This is a genomic window from Nocardioides pantholopis (genome assembly GCF_003710085.1).
GTDB classification, from domain to species: domain Bacteria; phylum Actinomycetota; class Actinomycetes; order Propionibacteriales; family Nocardioidaceae; genus Nocardioides; species Nocardioides pantholopis.
In genome coordinates this window covers 2,159,038-2,177,587 of record NZ_CP033324.1, presented here as the reverse complement: position 1 = coordinate 2,177,587, position 18,550 = coordinate 2,159,038, and the positions used below count along the sequence as shown (strand labels likewise).

The window sequence follows — 18,550 nt, the reverse complement described above, 5'->3', positions numbered from 1 at the left end:
CCCACACCTAGACTGAGGTCCCTATGATCACCGCCTCCCAGATCGAAGTCCGTGTGGGCGCGCGCCTGCTCATGGAGAACGTCAGCTTCCGGGTCGCCGCCGGCGACAAGGTCGGCCTCGTCGGCCGCAACGGCGCCGGCAAGACCACGCTCACCAAGGTGCTGGCCGGTGAGGTCCTCCCGGCCTCCGGCAGCGTCCAGCGGGTCGGCGAGCTCGGCTACCTCCCGCAGGACCCCCGGACCGGCGACCCCGAGGTCCTCGCGCGCGACCGGATCCTCTCGGCCCGCGGCCTCGACGACGTCGTACGCCGCCTGCGGGACGCCGAGGAGGGGATGGGCAGCGACGACCACGCCGTGCGCGACCGGGCCATGCGCCGCTACTCCCGGGCCGACGACGAGATGCACGCCGGCGGCGGGTACGCCGCGGAGTCGGAGGCCGCCACGATCGCGGCGAGCCTCGGCATCCAGGACCGCATCCTGGGTCAGCCGTTGAAGACCCTCTCCGGCGGCCAGCGCCGGCGCGTGGAGCTGGCCCGGATCCTGTTCTCCGACGCCGAGGTGCTGATCCTCGACGAGCCCACCAACCACCTCGACGCCGACTCGATCGTGTGGTTGCGTGACTTCCTGAAGTCCTACAAGGGCGGCTTCATCGTGATCAGCCACGACAACGCGCTGCTGGAGCAGACCGTCAACAAGGTCATGCACCTGGACGCGAACCGCGCCACGATCGACGTCTACAACATGGGGTGGCGCCACTACCTCACCCAGCGCGAGACCGACGAGAAGCGTCGCAAGCGCGAGCGGATGAACGCCGAGAACAAGGCGAAGACGCTGACCGACCAGGCCAACAAGATGCGGGCCAAGGCGACCAAGGCCCAGGCGGCTCAGTCGATGCTGAAGCGGGCCGAGAAGATGATGGCCGGCATCGAGGGAGAGCGCGCGGTCGACAAGGTCGCCCGGATCAAGTTCCCCTCGCCCGCCCCGTGCGGGAAGACCCCGATCACCGCCGAGGGCCTCTCGCGCACCTACGGCTCCCTGGAGGTCTTCACCGACGTCGACCTGGCGATCGACCGCGGCTCCCGCGTGGTCATCCTGGGCCTCAACGGTGCTGGCAAGACCACCCTGCTGCGGATCCTGGCCGGCGTCGACGAGCCGGACACCGGCCGGGTGGTGCCCGGCCACGGCCTCAAGGTGGGCTACTACGCCCAGGAGCACGAGACGCTCGACACCAGCCGCACGGTGCTGGAGAACATGCAGAGCGCGGCGCCGCAGCTCACCGACACCGAGGCCCGTTCGGTGCTGGGCTCGTTCCTGTTCTCCGGCGACGACGCCAACAAGCCCGCCCAGGTGCTCTCCGGCGGCGAGAAGACCCGGCTGGCGCTGGCCTCCCTGGTGGTCTCCAGCGCGAACGTGCTGCTCCTCGACGAGCCCACCAACAACCTCGACCCGGCCTCGCGCGAGGAGGTGCTCGCGGCGATCCGTGCCTACGAGGGCGCCATCGTGCTGGTCACCCACGACGAGGGAGCCGTGCTCGCGCTCGAACCGGACCGGGTGCTGCTGCTGCCCGACGGCGACGAGGACCTCTGGAACCCCGAGTACGCCGACCTGGTGTCGCTGGCCTGAGGGGCGGGCCGTCGGCGCCGCTTCCTAGACTGCGGCCATGACTCCCGAGAAGCTCGCCGACGCCGGCCTCCGGCTCGCCCAGGACGGCCCGGTCGTGACGATCACGCTGGACCGTCCCGAGGTGCGCAACGCCCAGACCCCCGCCATGTGGCGTGCGCTCGCGGAGGTCGGGGCCGGCCTCGGCGACGAGGTGCGCGTGGTGGTGCTGCGCGGCGCCGGGCAGAGCTTCTCAGCGGGCCTGGATCGCTCCATGCTGGACCCGTCCGGCGGGGCCGGCGGCGCCGAGACCGTCGCGAGCCTGCTGGCCCTCTCCGACGAGGAGATGTCGGAGACCATCGACGCCTACCAGCGCGGCTTCACGTTCCTGCGCGACCCGCGGTTCGTCTCGGTCGCGGCCGTGCAGGGCTACGCCATCGGCGCCGGACTCCAGCTGGCGCTCTCGTGCGACCTGCGGATCGCGACCACCGACGCCCAGCTGTGCATGAAGGAGGCCGCCCTGGGCCTGGTTCCGGACCTGACGGGAACAAAGCCGCTCGTCGAGGCGGTTGGGTACGCACGGGCACTCGAGATCTGCGCCACCGCGCGGATGGTCGGGGCCGACGAGGCCGTCGCCATCGGCCTGGTGCAGGCCGCGGTCCCGGCAGGGCGGTTGGACGAGGCCGTCGCCGAGCTCGTGACCGCCCTGACCGCCCCGATGCCCGGAGCGGTGCGAGAGACCAAGGCGCTCCTCCAGGGGGCCGCAGACCGCAACCTGGACGAGCAGCGCCGCCTGGAGCGGGAGGCGCAGACCCGCCGGTTCCGCGAGGTCGCGGCCCTGGCCCGGCAGTAGCACCCGCAGGACGCGGGTCGAAGGAGGCAGCGTGTCAGGGATGTACGGCGCCGGCTCGGCGTGGCGACACCTGCGCTCGGATCGCAGCGCGGTGGGCAACCGGATCGAGCGAGGCACTGTCAAGCGGGTGCTCGGCTTCGCGCGCCCGCACCTGAAGCTGATCTCGGTCTTCATGGTGTTCACGGTCGTGGACGCCGCGACCGTGGTGGTGACCCCGCTGCTGGTGCAGAAGACCGTCGACGACGGCATCCTCGCCGGCGACGGGCGGCTGGTGACGATCCTGGCGCTGTCGATGGCGGGCTTCGCGCTGTTCAGCGCCGTGCTGGCGGTGCTCAACGGCTGGTTCTCCGCGCGGATCGGTGAGGGGCTGATCTTCGACCTGCGGACCCGCGTCTTCGCGCACGTCCAGCGGCAGTCGCTGGCCTTCTTCACCCGCACCCAGACCGGGGCTCTGGTCTCGCGGCTCAACAACGACGTCATCGGCGCCCAGCGCGCGTTCACCTCGACGCTGTCCAGCACGGTCTCCAACAGCATCGCGGTCGTGGTCGTGGGCATCACCATGCTCGCGCTGAGCTGGCAGGTCACGCTGCTGTGCCTGGCGCTGTTCCCGGTGCTGTTCCTGATCTCCCGCCTCGTCGGCGCCCAGCTGGCCGGGCTGACCCGCGACCAGATGGACGGCAACGCCGACCTCGGCAACGTGATGACCGAGCGGTTCCACGTCGGCGGGGCGATGCTGCTCAAGCTGTTCGGGCGCCGGGCCGAGGAGGACGTCCTCTTCGCGTCCAAGGCGGCCCGGGTGCGCGACCTCGGCGTGCGGATCACGCTGATCACCCGGATCTTCGGCGCCGCGATGATGACGGTGCCCGCCCTGGCGGCCGCGCTCGTGTACGGCGTCGGCGGCCACCTGGCGATCGACGGCACCCTGACCGTCGGGACCCTGCTGGCCCTGGCCACGCTGCTGCTGCGGCTGCTCGGCCCCCTCCAGGGACTCTCCAACGTCCGGATCGACGTGATGACGGCCCTGGTCAGCTTCGAGCGGGTCTTCGAGGTCCTCGACCTGCCCTCGCTGGTCCGCGAGAAGCCGGACGCGGTGGTGCTCCCCTCGAGCGCATCGCGCCTGGAGTTCGACCACGTGTCGTTCCGCTACCCCCAGGCCGACGAGGTCTCGCTGGCCTCCCTGGAGACCGTCGCCCGCGCCGAGTCGCGCCCCCACGAGCAGGTCCTCCACGACGTCTCGTTCTCCGCCGACACCGGGCAGATGGTCGCGCTGGTCGGCCCCTCCGGTGCCGGGAAGACGACGATCACGCACCTGGTCGCCCGGCTCTACGACGTCACCGGGGGAGCGGTGCGGGTCGGCGGGGTGGACGTCCGCGACGTGACCCTGCAGTCGCTGGAGGACGTGGTCGGCTACGTCACCCAGGACGCCCACATGTTCCACGACACCATCCGCGGGAACCTGCTCTACGCCCGCCCCGGCGCGTCCGAGGACCAGATCTGGTCGGCACTGGAGGACGCCCAGGTGGCCGCCCTGGTCCGGGCCCTGCCCGACGGCCTGGACACCGTGGTCGGCGACCGGGGCTACCGGCTCTCCGGTGGCGAGCGCCAGCGCCTGGCGATCGCGCGGCTGCTGCTGAAGGCACCCTCGATCGTCGTGCTCGACGAGGCGACCGCCCACCTGGACAGCGAGTCGGAGGCGGCTGTGCAGCGCGCGCTCGACGTCGCCCTGTCCGGACGCACCTCGCTGGTCATCGCGCACCGGCTGTCCACGGTCCGCAACGCCGACCTGATCCTGGTCCTCGACGGTGGCCGCATCGTGCAGTCCGGCACCCACGCCGAGCTGCTGGCCCAGGGCGGGCTGTACGCCGACCTGTACCGCACCCAGTTCCTCGAGGAGGCGACCGCGGCCTCGGTGCCGAGGTCCGACGCGGTCGGCTAGACCCCGGCGTTGTCGTCGCGCCGGGGGGCCTTCTCGGAGCCCGCGGCCCGCTTCGCCGCGGCCCGTCGGGCCTTGCGGATCTCCGCCTTCGTCGGGGGCCGGTCGGCCTTGGCGGCCTGCCGGCGCTCCGGCAGGTGGCGCCACTCGTCATAGGCCAGGTAGAGGAAGCCGGCCAGGGCCAGCAGCCCGAAGAACCACCACTGCAGGCCGTAGAAGAAGTGCGGGCCGTTGTCGAGCCCGGGCAGCTCGGCGGCCACCAGGCCCTCCGCGGGCTCGCCGTTCTCCTCGCGCAGCTCGACCCACCCGCCGTAGGTGTCGCGGCCGATCGCCTCGCCGATCTCGCTGCTGTCCACGGCCCGGGTGGACCCGTCGACCACCCGGGTGCTGGAGCCGCTGCCGTCGCCGCGGACGTAGCCGGTGACGGTCACCTCGCCGGTGGGGGGCGGCGGGATCTCCCCGATGTCGCCGCCCACGTCCTCGCGCATCATCCAGCCCCGGTTGACCAGCAGCGCGGTGCCGTCCGCGGTCACGAGGGGGACGATGACGTCCACGCCGCTGCCGTCCTCGTTCGGGCTGGTGGCGTAGCGGACCACCACGGTGTCCTCGGGCGCGTAGACGCCGGTGGCGCCGATGACCCGCCACTCGTCGCCGGAGTCGACGTCGCCGGCGGTCGCGAGGACCTCGTCGACGGGGGTCGGGTGCAGCGCCTCGTTGGCGCGCACGACCTCGTTGCGCTCCTTGCGCTCCTCCAGCCGGTCGAACTGCCATTCGCCGAGCCACCAGGTCCCGACCCCGACCAGGAGGACGGCCAGGAGGAAGAGGATCCAGCGGCGGCTGAGAAGGAAGCTGATCGACCGCACGTCACGAGGTTAACCGCCGGGGACCAAGTGCCTACACTGCAGGGGTGACGCGACTTCTCGAGGACCGCTTCGGGCGGGTGGCCACCGACCTGCGGGTGTCCCTCACCGACCGGTGCAACCTGCGGTGCTCGTACTGCATGCCCGAGGAGGGGCCGGACTGGCTCGCCAACGAGCGGCTGCTCAGCGACGACGAGGTGGTCCGGCTGGTCCGGGTCGGCGTCGAGCAGCTCGGAATCCGCGAGGTCCGCTTCACCGGCGGTGAGCCGCTGGTACGCCGCGGCATCGTCGACATCGTCCGGCGGTCCCGGGAGATCGACCCGGCCCTGGAGCTCTCGCTGACCAGCAACGCCCTGGGCTTGGCCCGGATGGCCCCGGCGCTGGCCGAGGCCGGGCTGAACCGGGTCAACATCAGCCTCGACACGATCCGTGCGGAGACCTTCCACACCATCACCCGGCGGGACCGGCTCCACGACGTCGTGGCCGGGCTCGAGGCCGCGCACGCCGCCGGGCTGGGTCCGGTCAAGATCAACGCCGTGCTGCTGCGCGGCGTCAACGACGACCAGGCCGCCGAGCTGCTGGGCTGGGCGATCGAGCACGGCTACCACCTGCGCTTCATCGAGCAGATGCCGCTGGACGCCCAGCACGGGTGGACCCGCGAGCAGATGGTCACCGCCGACGAGATCCTGGCCTCCCTGGAGGCGGTCTTCGACCTGTCCCCGGCCGTCGAGCCGCGCGGCAGCGCCCCGGCCGAGCTGTTCCTCGTCAACGGTGGCGCGGCCACGGTCGGCGTGATCGCGTCGGTGACCCGGCCCTTCTGCGGGGACTGCGACCGGGTCCGGCTGACCGCCGACGGCCAGGTCCGCAACTGCCTGTTCGCCCGGGAGGAGTCAGATCTGCGGGCCGCGCTGCGGGCCGGGGCCAGCGACGAGGAGCTCGCGGACCGGTGGGTGATCGCGATGCGCGGCAAGCGTGCCGGTCACGGCATCGACGACCCGACGTTCCTCCAGCCCGACCGGCCGATGTCGGCGATCGGCGGCTGACCGGCGCTCCGGGCAGCGGGCTGGCGGGTCAGCCGGCGGGCTGGTGCGCGACGACGTCCTGGAGGAAGCCGCGGGCGCTGAGGAAGTCCGAGAGCGACGTGCGGTGGTCCGCACAGGCCAGCCAGATCTTGCGCCGCTCCGGAGTGTGCAGCCGGGGGTTGTTCCAGAGCAGCTGCCAGGTCGCCGGCGCCGCGCACCCCTTGGCCGAGCAGACGTCGGGCTCCATCAGCGGGGTTCCTCCGGGTCGGTTCCAGTGTTGGTGCCGCCACGCAGCTCGCGGGTGTAGCCGGTGTCGGGCAGGTCGTAGGCGTCGGTGCGGGTGTCGGCGGTGTTCGCCTCGACCACCGCGAGGTAGGGCAGGACCACGGCGGCCGCGATCAGGATCGGCCACAGCCAGGTGATGCCGGCGGCGCCGGAGATCGCGGCGCCGATGAAGCAGACGGTGCGGATCAGCATCGAGACCAGGTAGCGCCGCTGCCGGGCCGCGAGCTCCTCGCTGCGGTTGGCCGCCGCCGTCGTGATGCGGACGGGCTCGGGGCGCGTCCGGTCCTTGGCCATGGGGTCCATCGTACGCCGCGGTGGGTGGCCTAGCATCGGCCTCCCAGGCCCCGGCGAAAGGCTCCTCATGACCAACCGCACCTACCGTGTCAGCGAGATCGTCGGCACCTCGCCCGACGGCATCGACGCCGCGATCCGCAACGGCGTCGAGCGGGCCGGAAAGACCCTGCGCCACCTCGACTGGTTCGAGGTCACCCAGGTGCGCGGCCAGGTCAAGGACGGCCGGGTCGAGCACTTCCAGGTCGGCATGAAGGTCGGCTTCCGCCTCGAGGACGACTGACCCGGCGTCCGATGGGCCGGCCCCGACTTCGCGTACCCCCCGGTAATCACTAGCGTCGCTGCCCGTGAGCGACGCAACAGGTGAGACCACCCCACGTTCGGTCCTGGTGACCGGCGGCAACCGCGGCATCGGCCGCGCGATCGCCGAGGCCTTCCTCGCCCAGGGCGACAAGGTCGCGGTCACGACGCGCTCCGGCGGCGCCCCCATGGGCGCCCTCGACGTGCGCTGCGACGTCACCGACCCGGTCGCGGTCGAGGCGGCCTTCGCGCAGGTGGAGGCCGCCCACGGGCCGGTCGAGGTGCTGGTCGCGAACGCGGGCATCACCGCCGACACGCTGCTGCTGCGGATGTCCGAGGACGACTGGGACAGCGTGCTGGCCACGAACCTGACCGGCTCCTTCCGGCTCGCCAAGCGCGCGTCCAAGGGGATGCTGCGCCTGCGGCGGGGCCGGATCATCTTCATCTCCTCGGTGGTCGGCCTGCTCGGCTCCGCCGGGCAGGTCAACTACGCCGCCTCCAAGGCCGGCCTGGTGGGCATGGCGCGCTCGATCGCCCGTGAGCTCGGCTCGCGCTCGATCACGGCGAACGTGGTCGCCCCGGGGTTCGTGGAGACCGACATGACCGGCGTGCTCACCGACGAGCAGCGCGCGGCGATCAAGACGCAGGTGCCGCTGGGCCGGTACGCCGAGCCCGCGGAGGTGGCCGCCGCGGTCACCTGGTTGGCCGGCGACGGAGCGGCGTACGTGACCGGGGCCGTGATCCCGGTCGACGGTGGACTGGGAATGGGGCACTGAACGATGGGCATTCTGGACGGCAAGCGGATCCTGGTCGCCGGGGTCACGATGGACAGCTCGATCGGCTTCGCGACCGCGAAGGTCGCGCAGGAGCAGGGCGCGACCGTGCTGATCTCGAACTTCGGCCGGGCGCTCGGCATCACCCGCCGGATCGCCAAGCGGCTGCCGGTCGAGCCACCGGTGCTCGAGCTCGACGTCACCGACGAGGAGCACCTGGCGCGCCTGCCCGAGCTGGTCCGCGAGCACGTGGACGGGCTCGACGGGGTCGTGCACTCGATCGCGTTCGGCAACCCCGAGACGCTGCTCGGCGGGAAGTTCATGACCGGTCCGTGGCCGGACGTCGCCCAGGCGATGCAGGTCTCGGCGTACTCGCTGGCGTCGCTGGCGCGGGCCTGCAAGCCGCTGATGGGCTCCGGCGGGTCGATCGTGGGCCTCACCTTCGACGCGACAGTCGCCTGGCCGGCGTACGACTGGATGGGTGTCGCCAAGGCCGGGCTGGAGTCCTGCTCGCGCTACGTGGCCCGTGACCTCGGCCCCGACGGCATCCGCTGCAACCTGGTCTCGGCCGGCCCCCTGAAGACCCTGGCCGCGAAGGCGATCCCGGGCTTCGAGGAGCTGGAGTCGATGTGGTCGACCCGCGCCCCGCTGGGCTGGGACGAGAAGGACCAGACCCCCACGGCGCGCGCGGTCTGCGCGCTGCTCTCGGACTTCTTCCCGGCCACCACCGGTGAGATCATTCACGTCGACGGTGGGTTCCACGCGATGGGCGCGTGAGCTCTGGGAACATGCTGGGGTGAGTGTGCGGTCTCGGCTCCTGATCCTGATGCGGCACGCGACGGCGCAGCCGTCGGGTGCCAGCGACCTCGAGCGTCGGCTGACGCCGGCCGGCACTGCCGACGCGGTGGCGACCGGCTCCTGGCTGGCCGAGCGGACCCCGGCGCCGGAGCGTGCGCTGGTCTCCGCCGCGGTGCGGACCAGGCAGACGTGGGAGGCGCTCGCGGAGGGCGCCGGCTGGGACGCCGACCTCGCGACGTACGACGAAGGCCTCTACACCGCGGGCGCGGAGACCGTCCTGGACCTGCTCCGGGGTCTTCACCCGGCGACCGGGACCGTGCTGGTGCTCGGCCACAACCCCACGATCGCCGAGCTCGCGCAGCGGCTCGACGACGGCGACGGGGACGACGAGGCCGCCAACGCGATGGCGCTGGGCTATCCGCCCGCTGCCACCACGGTCTTCGCGGTCAGCGGGGAGTGGGCCGACCTCGGGGACACCGGCGGCCGGGTCGTCGCCCACCACGCACCGGCACGCTGAGCGGATCGTGGTCGCGACGAGGACAGTCGAGGTCCACAGCGTGGTGGCCGCTCCCGCGGCCGCGGTGTGGGAGCGGGTGGTCCATCCCGACGGCATCAACCACGAGATGCGGCCCTGGATGACGATGACCATGCCGCGCCGGGCGGCGGGACTGACCGTGGCCACCGTCCCGCTCGGCCAGCCGCTCGGTCGCGCCTGGCTCCGGCTGTTCGGTCTGGTCCCGTTCGACTTCGACCAGCTGACGGTGGCCGAGGTCGAGGCGGGCACCCGCTTCCTCGAACGATCCACCATGGTGAGCATGCGGCGCTGGGAGCACGAGCGGCGGTTGACGCCGGTCCCCGGCGGCACCCGGGTCCAGGACCGGGTCACGCTCCAGCCCCGGCTGCCAGTCCCTGGTCTCGCCGCGGTCCTGGCGCTGGTGGTCGGCGCCTTCTTCAGGCATCGGCACCGACGCCTGGGGCGGTACTTCGCCTCCCGGTGAGGCGCCACCGCATGCGGTCCTCCCCGGTCAGACCGGCGGCGCGGGAGTGATGATCCCCGCCTCGGCGTCCGCGGCCTCGATCTCCTCGCGGCTGATGCCGAGCAGGTACATGATCGCGTCGAGGTAGGGCACGTTCACCGAGGTGTCGGCCTGGTCGCGGACCACGGGCTTGGCGTTGTACGCCACCCCCAGGCCGGCGGCGGCCAGCATGTCGAGGTCGTTGGCGCCGTCGCCGATCGCGACCACCGAGGCCAGCGAGACGCCGACCTCCGCGGCGAACTCCCGCAGGGCGCGAGCCTTTCCGGCGCGGTCCACCACGTCGCCGACGATGCCGCCGGTGAGGCGACCGTCGACGATCTCCAGCTCGTTGGCCCGCGAGTAGTGGATGCCGAGGTCGGCGGCGAGGCGGTCGGTGATCTGGCTGAAGCCGCCGGAGACGATCGCGAACCGGTAGCCCAGGCGGCGCAGGGTGCGGACCATCGTGCGCGCCCCCGGGGCCAGCACGATCGCGTCGTACACCTCGTCGAGCGCGGTCGCCGGGACGCCGGCGAGCAGCCGCACCCGCTGGCGCAGCGACTCCTCGAAGTCCAGGTCCCCGCGCATGGCGGCCTCGGTGACCTCGGCGACCTCCGCCTCGCAGCCGGCGTGGGCGGCGAGCATCTCGATGACCTCGCCCTGCACGAGCGTGGAGTCGACGTCCATGACGATCAGCCGCATGCCGTGGCGCAGCAGGTTCGCCGGCTGCACGGCGACGTCGATGCCCTGGCTGGCGGCCTCGCTGGCCAGCAGCGTGCGCAGCGCCTCGGGCTCGGCGCCCGACACGTGCAGATCGATGGCGGTGACGGGATAGCGCGCCATCCGCTCGATCCGGTCGATGTTGGCGCCGCACTCCGCCATCCGACCGGCCAGCGCGGCCATCGCGCTCGCGGTCAGCGGGTTCCCGATCACCGTGACGTGCAGGCGACCCTGCGGACGGGGCCGGTTGTCCCCGGTGCCGTGCTCGACCTCCACGCTCATGCCGAGCCGGGCGGCGGTGTCCTCGACGGCCGCCTCCAGCGGGCGCAGGTCGCTCGGCGAGGTGACCAGCACGCCGAGCACCAGCCGGCCGCGGAGCACGATCTGCTCCACGTCGAGGACGTCCACGCCGCTGTGCGAGAGCGTGTCGAAGATCGCCGAGGTGACGCCGGGCCGGTCCTTCCCGGTGAGCGTGATCAGCAGGGTGTCGGGCCGCGGGGCCTGGTCGTGGTGGCTCATCTCGGGGCCGAGGCTATCGCTGCGCCGGGGACTGTCGGTGTGCTGGTCCAGGGTGGTGCCATGAATCCCACCGCGACCATCACCCGGTTCGCCGACGCGATCGCCGGGCGGGACTGGGAGGCGCTGGCGGCGCTGCTGGCGCCGGACTTCAGCGCCCGCCTCGTGCACACGGGGGAGCGGTTCGACCGCGACGGGTTCGTCGCGTTCAACCGCGGCTACCCGGGTCCCTGGACCTTCACCCGCGAGGAGATCGTGGCCGGTGACTCGACCGGCGTGCTCCGGGCCCGGGTCGACTCGGGCCGGGCGACCTACTACGTCGCGTCGTTCATGACCCTCGACGACACCGGCACGATCGCGGACCTGGTGGAGGTCTGGACCGACGCGGTCGGCACCGACGGCGAGCCGGGGCGCGACCACCACGGCGTCGACTACGTCGAGATCGGCGTGCCCGACCTGGTCGCGGCGAAGGCCTTCTACGGCGCGGCCCTCGGCTGGGAGTTCACCGACTACGGGCCCGGGTACGCCGGCATCCGTGCCCCGTCCGGTCGCGGCGAGATCGGCGGGCTCAACCCCGCCCGGCCGCCCGGTTCCGGCGGGCCGCTGGTGCTGCTGTGGTCCGGCGACCTCGACGCCACCGCCGAGGCGGTGCGGGCCGCCGGCGGGACCGTCACCGACGGGCCCTACGAGTTCCCGGGCGGTCGCCGGTTCCACTTCACCGACCCCGGCGGCACCGAGCTGGGCGTCTGGGGCTCCTGAAGCGCCGCGGCGGGCTCAGCCCGGAGGCCAGCCCTCCGGCGAGCAGGCCGCGACCAGCGCCCGTCGGCCCGCTCGCTCCAGGGGGAGCAGCGCCTGGCGCCGGGCCGCCATCTCGTACGCCGTCACCGCCGCCCCGTCGTCCTCGAGCGCGAGAGCGGCGATCTCGCTGGCCTGGAGCCCGCGGGCGGCGAGGTCCACGCAGCGCGGCGGGACGCCCGCGGGCGCGGTGAGCGACGGCCGGTGCCGCAGGTTCATCAGCCGGTCGGCGACCTCGGGCCGCCAGCGGGCCACCTCGAGCCCGGCGAGGGCCTCGGCCGTCTGGACCAGCGCGAGCCGCAGGCCCCGGTCGGCCTCGCCGACGTCCGGCAGCTGCCGGCGCCCGGCCCGGTGCGCCACCCAGCTCACCGCGGCCCCGACCCGGACCGGCACCAGCCCGATGTCAGTGCCGCCGACCACGACGGCCTCGCCCGCCTCGATCGCCGTCGCGTTGAACGTCCGCGGCCCGCCCAGGCCCACCGGGTCGCCCTCGGCCGGGAACGCCGCGCCGAACCAGGTGGCGCCCTCCACCCGCAGCCGGGCCAGGCCGCCGACCAGGGTCTCCGAGGTGCCGTCGCCACCCAGCCCGAGGTCCGCGAGACCCGCCACGGCATGGGTGGCGTCCTCGCCCAGCACGGCGTCGACGACCAGGTCGGCGACCACGTGCCCGCGTAGCCAGGCGGTGCCCCACCAGGCCAGTCGGGCGGAGACGGGCAGCTCGATCGACACGGCCCGAGACTGTACGCCGGGGGCGGCGAGGGGCTCGATAGGGTTGCCGCATGAGCACAGTCCTGGACCTCGTCGACGTGACCGTCCGACGGGGGCAGGCGGTCCTCCTCGACGAGGTGAACTGGCGCGTCGACGAGGACCAGCGGTGGGTGATCCTCGGCCCGAACGGTGCCGGCAAGACCACGCTGCTCCAGGTCGCCTCGGCCCAGATCCACCCGACCAGCGGCGTCGCCGGCATCCTGGACGAGGTCCTCGGCCTGGTCGACGTCTTCGAGCTGCGCCCGCGCATCGGGCTGACCAGCGCCGCCATCGCGGACCGGATCCCGCGTGGCGAGCTGGTCCGCGACGTCGTCGTCTCCGCCTCGTACGGCGTGGTGGGCCGCTGGCGCGAGGAGTACGACGGCCTCGACCACGACCGGGCCGCCGAGCTGCTGGTCGAGCTCGGCGCCGGCCACCTGGCGGAGCGCACCTTCGGCACCCTGAGCGAGGGGGAGCGCAAGCGGGTGCAGATCGCCCGCGCACTGATGGTCGACCCCGAGCTGCTCCTGCTCGACGAGCCGGCCGCGGGCCTGGACCTCGGCGGCCGCGAGGACCTCGTCGCCACCCTGGCCACCCTGGCGATGGACCCGGCCTCGCCGGCGACGGTGCTGGTCTCCCACCACGTCGAGGAGATCCCGCCCGGCTTCACCCATGCGCTGCTGCTGCGACAGGGCCGGGTCACGGCCGCGGGGCCGATCGAGGAGGTGCTGACCGAGCGGGTGCTGTCCGCGACCTTCGGGATGCCGCTGACGATCCGGCACGAGGACGGCCGCTGGACGGCCCGCCGCCAGCCGCGCCACCGCTAGGCCGTGGGACCGCTCGAGGCCGCCGCGATCGCCCTCGCGGGGATGGCGGCCGGGACGATCAACACAGTCGTGGGCTCCGGGACCCTGATCACGTTCCCGACCCTGCTGGCCTTCGGCGTCCCGCCGGTCACCGCGAACGCCTCCAACACGATCGGGCTGGTCCCGGGCTCGATCTCCGGTGCCGTCGGCTACCGGCGCGAGCTCGTCGGTCAGCGCGGCCGCGTGCTCCGGCTCGGCGCCGCGTCCCTGCTCGGCGGCATCGTCGGCGCGGTGCTGCTGCTGGTGCTCCCGCCGGACGCGTTCGAGACGATCGTCCCGGTCCTGATCGGGGTCGGGGTCGTCCTGGTGGCGGCCGGCCCGCGGATCTCCCGGTGGGTCGCGTCGCGGCCCCGTGACCCCGACGCGGTCCGCCGCGACGCGTGGTGGGTGACTCCCGCCAGCGGCCTGAGCGGTGTGTACGGCGGCTACTTCGGCGCCGCGCAGGGGGTGATCCTGATGGGCATCCTCGGCATCGGGGTCGAGGAGTCGATGCAGCGCCTCAACGCGGTCAAGAACGTGCTCGCCGGGCTCGTGAACGCGGTGGCCGGCCTGATCTTCGCCGTGGTGGCGGACATCGACTGGTGGGTGGTGCTGCTGATCGGGCTCGGCGCGATCGTCGGCGGCCAGATCGGCGCCACCGTCGGCCGGCGACTGCCCCCGACGGTGCTGCGCGTGGTGATCATCGTCGTCGGCCTGGTCGCGCTGGCGTCGTTCCTGCGCTGAGTGGGGCGGCCCCGACGGCGGCGCCGAGCCGGGCGGCGACCCGCGACACGGCCTCCCGCAGCTCCGGTCCGCCCTCCACCGTGAACGGGAACGGCACGGCCGCCAGCCACTCCTGCGCGTACATCGCCGGGTTGCCGGTGCTGCCGACCAGCACGCAGCCGGACCCGGTCGCGCTCAGGCGGCCCATCGGCGGCCGGACCCACGGCGCCACCTCGGCGAGCGGGGCGTCGAAGACCACCCGGGTGTCGAACTCCCAGCCGAGGCCGAGGTGCTCCTCCAGGGTCGCCACCGGATCGAGGTCCGCGGGCGGGTCGAACGCCTGCCGGGTCCGCTCGACCGCACGGATCCGGTCCAGGCGGTAGGTGCGGACGGCGTCGGCCCGGTGCGAGCGGCACAGCAGGTACCACCGGCCGTGGCGGACGACGACCGCCCACGGGTCCACCTCGGCCTCCCACTCGGCGCCCGACCCGCTGCGATAGGCCAGCAGCACCCGGCGGTGGTCGGCGGTCGCCGCCACGAGCTCGCTGGCCAGGGCGGGGTCCGGGCGGGCGGACTGCCGGTCCGGCGCCGCCGACGCGTGCTCGCGCAGCGCCGCCGCCTCGCGGCCGACCGCCTCCGGCAGCGCCCGGACCACCTTTCCCAGCGCTGCCCCGACGATGTCACCAGCCCCGTCACCCGTCCCGTCACCCGCCCCGGTCGCGGCGGGGTGCCCGTCCAGCACGGCCATCACCAGCGCCAGCGCCTCCGCCTGCGTGAACACGACCGGAGGCAGTCGGGTTCCCCGTCCGAGCCGGTAGCCGCCGTACCGGCCGCGGGCGGACTCCACCGGGACCCCCGCCTCGCGCAGGATCGCGACGTACCGGCGCGCGGCGCGCTCGGTGACCCCCAGCCGCTCGGCGAGCTCCTCGGCCGTGGTGACCGGGCGGGTCCGGAGGATCTCCAGGGCCCGCAGGGCCCGGGCGGTCGGGCTAGGGGCGTCGGCCATCCTCCGACCGTAGGCACTCGATTCGGGAACCGGAAGCGGATCGTCCGGATCGGGTCCTAGCGTTCCGATCGGGGCCGCCGGCCCCGTCCGGGCGCCGACCGGGCCCACCAGGAGAGGAACACCCATGGACATGCTGCTGATCGCGGGTCTCTGGCTCGACGGGTCCGCCTGGGACCCGGTCGTCCCGGCGCTGAGGGAGCTCGGCCACCAGCCGGTGCCGCTCACGCTGCCGGGGCAGGGCGACGGCCGAGCCGGGGCCACCCTCGACGACCAGGTCGCGGCGGTCTTGGCCGCGGTGGCCGCCGCCCCGGAACCGCCGCTGGTGGTCGGCCACTCGGCCGCAGGCACCCTGGCCTGGCTCGCGGCCGACGCCGGCCCGGACGCCGTGGCGGGCGTCGTGCTCATCGGTGGGTTCCCGTCCGCGGACGGCGAGCGGTACGCCGACTTCTTCCCGACCGAGGGCGGCGTGATGCCCTTTCCCGGCTGGGAGCCGTTCGAGGGCCCCGACACCGCCGACCTCGACGAGGAGGCCCGGCGTGCGATGGCGGCCGCCGCCATCCCGGTCCCCGAGGGCGTCACCCGCGGGGCCGTGCGGCTCTCCGACCCGCGCCGCCACGACGTCCCGGTCGTCCTGGTCTGCCCGGAGTTCACGCCGGCCCAGGCGCGGGAGTGGATCGACGGCGGCGACCTCCCCGAGCTGGCCGCGGCGCGGCGCCTGGAGCTGGTCGACCTCGACTCCGGCCACTGGCCGATGTTCACGCGGCCCGTCGAGCTGGCCCGGGTGCTGTCCGAGGCGGCGTCCCGATCGATGTAACGCGACGTTCGCATCACTAGGCGCCTGCTGCAGCAGGCGCCTAGTGATGCGAACGTCGCGTTACAAGGGCCGCGCGCGCCCGCTTCAGGCGGCGTACGCCGCAGTGCTGATCAGGCGGCGTACGCCGCGGTGCCGACTCAGGCGGCGTACGCCGCAGTGCTGATCAGGCGGCGTACGCCGCCAGCCAGCGGTCCAGCTCGGCGTACGCCCGGGCCCGCGGCTCGGGCAGCGACAGGACCACGTCGTGGCGCGCGCCGTCGACCGCGACGTAGGTGACGTGCGGTCCCACGGCGGTCGACCAGCGCCGGATCTGGCGCACGTCCAGGACGATGTCGTGGCCGTGCACCTCGGGCCCCATCTCCATGGGCAGCGCGGAGGCGCCCGAGGAGAGCACCAGGACCGGGCAGGGCACCGCCAGCCCGCGCTGCAGGGCGGCGTGCCCGGTGCGGACCGCCCGCAGCCAGCCGGCCTTGACCGCGAACGACTCGATCGGCTTCCAGGCGAGGTCGAAGGACCACTCCCCGTCGTGCTCCTGGTGCAGGCTGCGGGCGTAGAGCCCGGAGACGTTGCGCTTGATCTCGCGCAGCGGCTCGCGGCGGCCGATCTGCTTGACCACCGCGGTGGCCACCGTGCGGACCAGGAAGCCGCCGTGCATGTCCAGCCACGGCGAGTTCAGCACCATGCCGGCCAGCTCCGCGGGGCGCCGCTCGTCGGCCCACAACGGCGTGGTCAGCCCGCCGGTGGAGTGCGCGGAGACGACGACGCGGTCGTGGCCGTCGCGCTCGGTGATCCGGCGCCAGGCCTCGTCGATCTCCGCGAAGTACTCGTGCAGGTCGGTCACGTAGTTCGGCGTCTGGTGCGGTCGCAGGGAGCGGCCGTACTTGCGCAGGTCGAGCGCGTAGAAGTCGTAGCCGCGCTCGGTCCACCACTCGGCGTACTCGGTCTGGAAGAAGTAGTCGGCGAACCCGTGCACGTGCAGCACCGCGCGGGTGGTCGTGGCGCCGGCAGCGCGGCGCACCAGGGTGGCGACCACGGCGCCCTCGTCGTCGGGCGGCAGCTCGATGGTCTCGGCCACGTACGGCTCGCCCAGGACGTCGACGACCACCTCGGCCCCCACGGGCGTCTCCTGCGTCATGGCTGCATCCTCCCAGTTCGCTCCGCCCGGACGGCCAGGCCCATCTCGGGGTGGTTGGTGGTCACCAGCCAGGCGCGGCCCGGCTTCATCCAGTACCTCATGGACCCCGGGGTGTCGATCGTCCAGACCACCAGGGGCAGGCCCCGGCGGCGCGCGAACCGGGCGATCCCGAACCGGGCGAGCGTGTGGTTGGCGACCATCAGGTTCGCCAGCGAGGCACGGTAGCGGCGGCGGGGGAGCAACTCGGAGAGCCGGATCCGGGCCGCGGCGCGGATCGGCAGGCCGCGGACCCGGCGGCCGAGGGAGAGGCCGGTGAGCAGCGGCAGGCCGCGCGCGTCCGACCACTCCCGCACCGCCCGCACCGAGCGGTCGTGCTGGGTGGTGACGATGATGTTCTCGGCGCCGAGGACCTCGACCGCGCGGGCCACGGCGGCGACCTCGTGCTCGCCGCGCGGGGAGGCGAACTTCAGGTCGATGTGGGCCCGGGCCCGGCCTCGGAGCGCCTCGAGCACCTCCTCGTAGCGCAGGAAGTGCACGGCGCGCGCCTGGAACTGCTCGAAGGTGACCTCGCGCAGCCAGCGCCTCTCCCCGTCGACCGGGACCCAGTCGTCGTGGAAGAGCACCAGGGTGCCGTCGGCGCACCGGTGCACGTCGAACTCGACGTACTCGACCCCGAGCGTGAGCGCCCGGTCCAGCGCGGTGCGGGTGTTCTCCAGCGCGCGGTCCCCGCCGGCGCCGCACCGGTGCGCGCTCAGCTGGACCGCGGGCGGCCGGTGCCCTCTCACCGGCCCCCTCACCGGGCCGAGTACGCCGCCGCGGCGCGCACCAGGCCGGCGAGCAGGCCGACGTCGGCCGCCGTCTCGGGGTGCCACTGGACCCCGACGCAGAAGCGTGCGCCGGGACTGTCGGGTTGCTCCAGCTCCATGGCCTCCAGCGTGCCATCGTCGGCGACGGCCGCGGGCAGGTATCCCGGGTGGGAGCGCACGGACTGGTGGTGGTGGCAGCGCACCGCGAGCCGCCCGCCGACGAGGCCGGCCACCCGGGTGCCGGGGACCGTCGTCACGTCGATGCTGCCGAAGGCGTCGCCCCCGGGGCCGTGCCCGTCGTGGCCGACCCGGTCCGGGGTGTGCTGGTCCAGGGCGCCGCCCGCGTGCACGGCCATCACCTGCATGCCCCGGCACACCCCGAGGACCGGCAGGCCGCGGGCCTCGGCGGCGTCCAGGAGGGCCAGCTCCCAGGCGTCCCGGTCCGGGCGCCACGCCGACGTCCGGGGGTGGGCGGGCGCGCCGTAGCGGGCCGGGTCGACGTCCGCTCCACCGCTGAGCACCAGCCCGTCGATGCGGTCCGCGACCGCCTCCGCGGCGCCGACGACGTCGACCGGCGCCAGCAGCACGGGTACGCCGCCGGTGGCGGTCACCGCGGCGGCGTACTGCGTGGGTAGCAGGTCGGCGCGCTGGTGCCACACGCCCCAGGCGGCGTCCTCGCGGTAGGTGGTCAGGCCGATGACCGGAACTGGCATCCGC

22 protein-coding genes are annotated in these 18,550 nt (G+C 73.7%); 13 read left to right on the top strand and 9 right to left on the bottom strand.

Features of this window, described 5'->3' with window-relative positions:
• Positions 1-23 precede the first annotated feature (23 nt).
• Genes EBO35_RS10420 through EBO35_RS10410 form a run of 3 tightly spaced genes read left to right on the top strand, consistent with a single transcriptional unit; the run spans position 24 to position 4,387 of the window.
• A complete protein-coding gene (locus tag EBO35_RS10420; RefSeq protein WP_122817653.1) occupies positions 24-1,622 on the top strand; it encodes an ABC-F family ATP-binding cassette domain-containing protein in 1,599 nt (532 codons plus the stop codon).
• Positions 1,623-1,659: 37 nt separating this feature from the next.
• Positions 1,660-2,451, top strand: coding sequence for an enoyl-CoA hydratase/isomerase family protein (locus EBO35_RS10415; RefSeq protein WP_122817652.1), 792 nt, complete (start codon positions 1,660-1,662; stop codon positions 2,449-2,451).
• Between the two features lie 40 nt (positions 2,452-2,491).
• On the top strand, positions 2,492-4,387 hold the full coding sequence (locus EBO35_RS10410) for an ABC transporter ATP-binding protein (RefSeq protein WP_122817651.1): 1,896 nt from the start codon (positions 2,492-2,494) through the stop codon (positions 4,385-4,387).
• On the opposite strand, the gene EBO35_RS10405 is transcribed toward EBO35_RS10410, so the two are convergent.
• Positions 4,384-5,247, bottom strand: coding sequence for an SURF1 family cytochrome oxidase biogenesis protein (locus tag EBO35_RS10405; protein WP_206422532.1), 864 nt, complete (start codon positions 5,245-5,247; stop codon positions 4,384-4,386). The two genes, EBO35_RS10410 and EBO35_RS10405, sit on opposite strands and share 4 nt — an antisense overlap.
• Before the next feature lie 44 nt (positions 5,248-5,291).
• Between EBO35_RS10405 and moaA the strand changes: the two genes are divergently transcribed.
• Complete coding sequence (moaA, locus tag EBO35_RS10400) at positions 5,292-6,287, top strand: GTP 3',8-cyclase MoaA (protein ID WP_122817650.1); 996 nt, start codon at positions 5,292-5,294, stop codon at positions 6,285-6,287.
• A 28-nt stretch (positions 6,288-6,315) separates the two neighbouring features.
• Here moaA and EBO35_RS10395 read toward each other — a convergent pair whose 3' ends face one another.
• Positions 6,316-6,513 carry an acetone carboxylase gene (locus EBO35_RS10395; RefSeq protein WP_122817649.1) on the bottom strand — a complete coding sequence of 66 codons (198 nt, stop codon included), beginning with the start codon at positions 6,511-6,513 and terminating at the stop codon, positions 6,316-6,318.
• A complete protein-coding gene (locus tag EBO35_RS10390) occupies positions 6,513-6,845 on the bottom strand; it encodes a DUF3099 domain-containing protein (RefSeq protein WP_122817648.1) in 333 nt (110 codons plus the stop codon). The genes EBO35_RS10395 and EBO35_RS10390 overlap by 1 nt, the downstream gene beginning before the upstream one ends.
• Positions 6,846-6,912: 67 nt before the next feature.
• On the opposite strand from EBO35_RS10390, the gene EBO35_RS10385 reads away from it, so the two are divergent.
• From EBO35_RS10385 to EBO35_RS10365, 5 genes are read left to right on the top strand one after another with little or no spacing between them, the layout of a single operon-like run.
• On the top strand, positions 6,913-7,125 hold the full coding sequence (locus EBO35_RS10385; RefSeq protein WP_122817647.1) for a dodecin: 213 nt from the start codon (positions 6,913-6,915) through the stop codon (positions 7,123-7,125).
• Between the two features lie 58 nt (positions 7,126-7,183).
• Entirely contained in the window at positions 7,184-7,918 is a 735-nt protein-coding gene (gene fabG / locus EBO35_RS10380) for a 3-oxoacyl-ACP reductase FabG (RefSeq protein WP_455429452.1), read from the top strand.
• Between the two features lie 3 nt (positions 7,919-7,921).
• Entirely contained in the window at positions 7,922-8,692 is a 771-nt protein-coding gene (gene fabI / locus EBO35_RS10375; RefSeq protein WP_122817645.1) for an enoyl-ACP reductase FabI, read from the top strand.
• A 19-nt stretch (positions 8,693-8,711) separates the two neighbouring features.
• Positions 8,712-9,230 (top strand): SixA phosphatase family protein, encoded by a 519-nt coding sequence (locus tag EBO35_RS10370; RefSeq protein ID WP_241153639.1) that lies wholly within the window; start codon positions 8,712-8,714, stop codon positions 9,228-9,230.
• 7 nt (positions 9,231-9,237) lie between these two features.
• Positions 9,238-9,711: an SRPBCC family protein gene (locus EBO35_RS10365; RefSeq protein ID WP_122817644.1), complete on the top strand. Its 474-nt coding sequence runs from the start codon at positions 9,238-9,240 to the stop codon at positions 9,709-9,711.
• 27 nt (positions 9,712-9,738) lie between these two features.
• On the opposite strand, the gene serB is transcribed toward EBO35_RS10365, so the two are convergent.
• Positions 9,739-10,965: a phosphoserine phosphatase SerB gene (gene serB, locus EBO35_RS10360; protein WP_122817643.1), complete on the bottom strand. Its 1,227-nt coding sequence runs from the start codon at positions 10,963-10,965 to the stop codon at positions 9,739-9,741.
• 60 nt (positions 10,966-11,025) lie between these two features.
• On the opposite strand from serB, the gene EBO35_RS19465 reads away from it, so the two are divergent.
• Complete coding sequence (locus EBO35_RS19465; protein ID WP_164477912.1) at positions 11,026-11,721, top strand: VOC family protein; 696 nt, start codon at positions 11,026-11,028, stop codon at positions 11,719-11,721.
• A 15-nt stretch (positions 11,722-11,736) separates the two neighbouring features.
• Here the strand turns inward: EBO35_RS19465 and EBO35_RS10350 are convergent, their stop codons facing one another.
• A complete protein-coding gene (locus EBO35_RS10350; RefSeq protein WP_122817642.1) occupies positions 11,737-12,486 on the bottom strand; it encodes a hypothetical protein in 750 nt (249 codons plus the stop codon).
• Between the two features lie 50 nt (positions 12,487-12,536).
• Here EBO35_RS10350 and EBO35_RS10345 point away from each other — a divergent pair, with 50 nt between their 5' ends.
• Both EBO35_RS10345 and EBO35_RS10340 read left to right on the top strand, forming a co-directional pair.
• Positions 12,537-13,331, top strand: a complete 795-nt coding sequence (locus tag EBO35_RS10345; protein WP_122817641.1) for an ABC transporter ATP-binding protein — start codon at positions 12,537-12,539, stop codon at positions 13,329-13,331.
• A gap of 3 nt (positions 13,332-13,334) precedes the next feature.
• Positions 13,335-14,093: a sulfite exporter TauE/SafE family protein gene (locus tag EBO35_RS10340; protein ID WP_164477911.1), complete on the top strand. Its 759-nt coding sequence runs from the start codon at positions 13,335-13,337 to the stop codon at positions 14,091-14,093.
• Here EBO35_RS10340 and EBO35_RS10335 read toward each other — a convergent pair.
• Positions 14,050-15,078: a helix-turn-helix transcriptional regulator gene (locus EBO35_RS10335; RefSeq protein WP_122817640.1), complete on the bottom strand. Its 1,029-nt coding sequence runs from the start codon at positions 15,076-15,078 to the stop codon at positions 14,050-14,052. The two genes, EBO35_RS10340 and EBO35_RS10335, sit on opposite strands and share 44 nt — an antisense overlap.
• Positions 15,079-15,202: 124 nt before the next feature.
• On the opposite strand from EBO35_RS10335, the gene EBO35_RS10330 reads away from it, so the two are divergent.
• A complete protein-coding gene (locus EBO35_RS10330; protein WP_122817639.1) occupies positions 15,203-15,892 on the top strand; it encodes an alpha/beta fold hydrolase in 690 nt (229 codons plus the stop codon).
• Between the two features lie 163 nt (positions 15,893-16,055).
• Here the strand turns inward: EBO35_RS10330 and EBO35_RS10325 are convergent, their stop codons facing one another.
• The 3 genes from EBO35_RS10325 to EBO35_RS10315 are packed head-to-tail and all read right to left on the bottom strand — an operon-like array spanning position 16,056 to position 18,546.
• Positions 16,056-17,027, bottom strand: coding sequence for an alpha/beta hydrolase (locus EBO35_RS10325; protein ID WP_241153638.1), 972 nt, complete (start codon positions 17,025-17,027; stop codon positions 16,056-16,058).
• The gene (locus tag EBO35_RS10320; protein ID WP_164477910.1) at positions 17,024-17,812 is read right to left on the bottom strand and encodes a glycerophosphodiester phosphodiesterase; all 789 of its coding nucleotides are present in this window, start codon (positions 17,810-17,812) and stop codon (positions 17,024-17,026) included. Before EBO35_RS10320 ends, EBO35_RS10325 begins: the two co-directional genes overlap by 4 nt.
• 8 nt (positions 17,813-17,820) lie before the next feature.
• Positions 17,821-18,546 carry a gamma-glutamyl-gamma-aminobutyrate hydrolase family protein gene (locus tag EBO35_RS10315; RefSeq protein WP_122817638.1) on the bottom strand — a complete coding sequence of 242 codons (726 nt, stop codon included), beginning with the start codon at positions 18,544-18,546 and terminating at the stop codon, positions 17,821-17,823.
• Positions 18,547-18,550 lie beyond the last annotated feature (4 nt).

Bases quoted from the DNA above. Each gene is read 5' to 3' on its own strand.
- EBO35_RS10315 (WP_122817638.1), bottom strand. From the start codon at position 18,546: ATGCCAGTTCCGGTCATCGGCCTGACCACCTACCGCGAGGACGCCGCC.
- EBO35_RS10410 (WP_122817651.1), top strand. From the start codon at position 2,492: ATGTACGGCGCCGGCTCGGCGTGGCGACACCTGCGCTCGGATCGCAGC.
- EBO35_RS10390 (WP_122817648.1), bottom strand. From the start codon at position 6,845: ATGGCCAAGGACCGGACGCGCCCCGAGCCCGTCCGCATCACGACGGCG.
- EBO35_RS10415 (WP_122817652.1), top strand. From the start codon at position 1,660: ATGACTCCCGAGAAGCTCGCCGACGCCGGCCTCCGGCTCGCCCAGGAC.
- EBO35_RS10395 (WP_122817649.1), bottom strand. From the start codon at position 6,513: ATGGAGCCCGACGTCTGCTCGGCCAAGGGGTGCGCGGCGCCGGCGACC.
- EBO35_RS10385 (WP_122817647.1), top strand. From the start codon at position 6,913: ATGACCAACCGCACCTACCGTGTCAGCGAGATCGTCGGCACCTCGCCC.
- EBO35_RS10345 (WP_122817641.1), top strand. From the start codon at position 12,537: ATGAGCACAGTCCTGGACCTCGTCGACGTGACCGTCCGACGGGGGCAG.
- EBO35_RS10330 (WP_122817639.1), top strand. From the start codon at position 15,203: ATGGACATGCTGCTGATCGCGGGTCTCTGGCTCGACGGGTCCGCCTGG.
- serB (WP_122817643.1), bottom strand. From the start codon at position 10,965: ATGAGCCACCACGACCAGGCCCCGCGGCCCGACACCCTGCTGATCACG.
- EBO35_RS19465 (WP_164477912.1), top strand. From the start codon at position 11,026: ATGAATCCCACCGCGACCATCACCCGGTTCGCCGACGCGATCGCCGGG.
- fabI (WP_122817645.1), top strand. From the start codon at position 7,922: ATGGGCATTCTGGACGGCAAGCGGATCCTGGTCGCCGGGGTCACGATG.
- EBO35_RS10325 (WP_241153638.1), bottom strand. From the start codon at position 17,027: ATGACGCAGGAGACGCCCGTGGGGGCCGAGGTGGTCGTCGACGTCCTG.
- EBO35_RS10335 (WP_122817640.1), bottom strand. From the start codon at position 15,078: ATGGCCGACGCCCCTAGCCCGACCGCCCGGGCCCTGCGGGCCCTGGAG.
- EBO35_RS10420 (WP_122817653.1), top strand. From the start codon at position 24: ATGATCACCGCCTCCCAGATCGAAGTCCGTGTGGGCGCGCGCCTGCTC.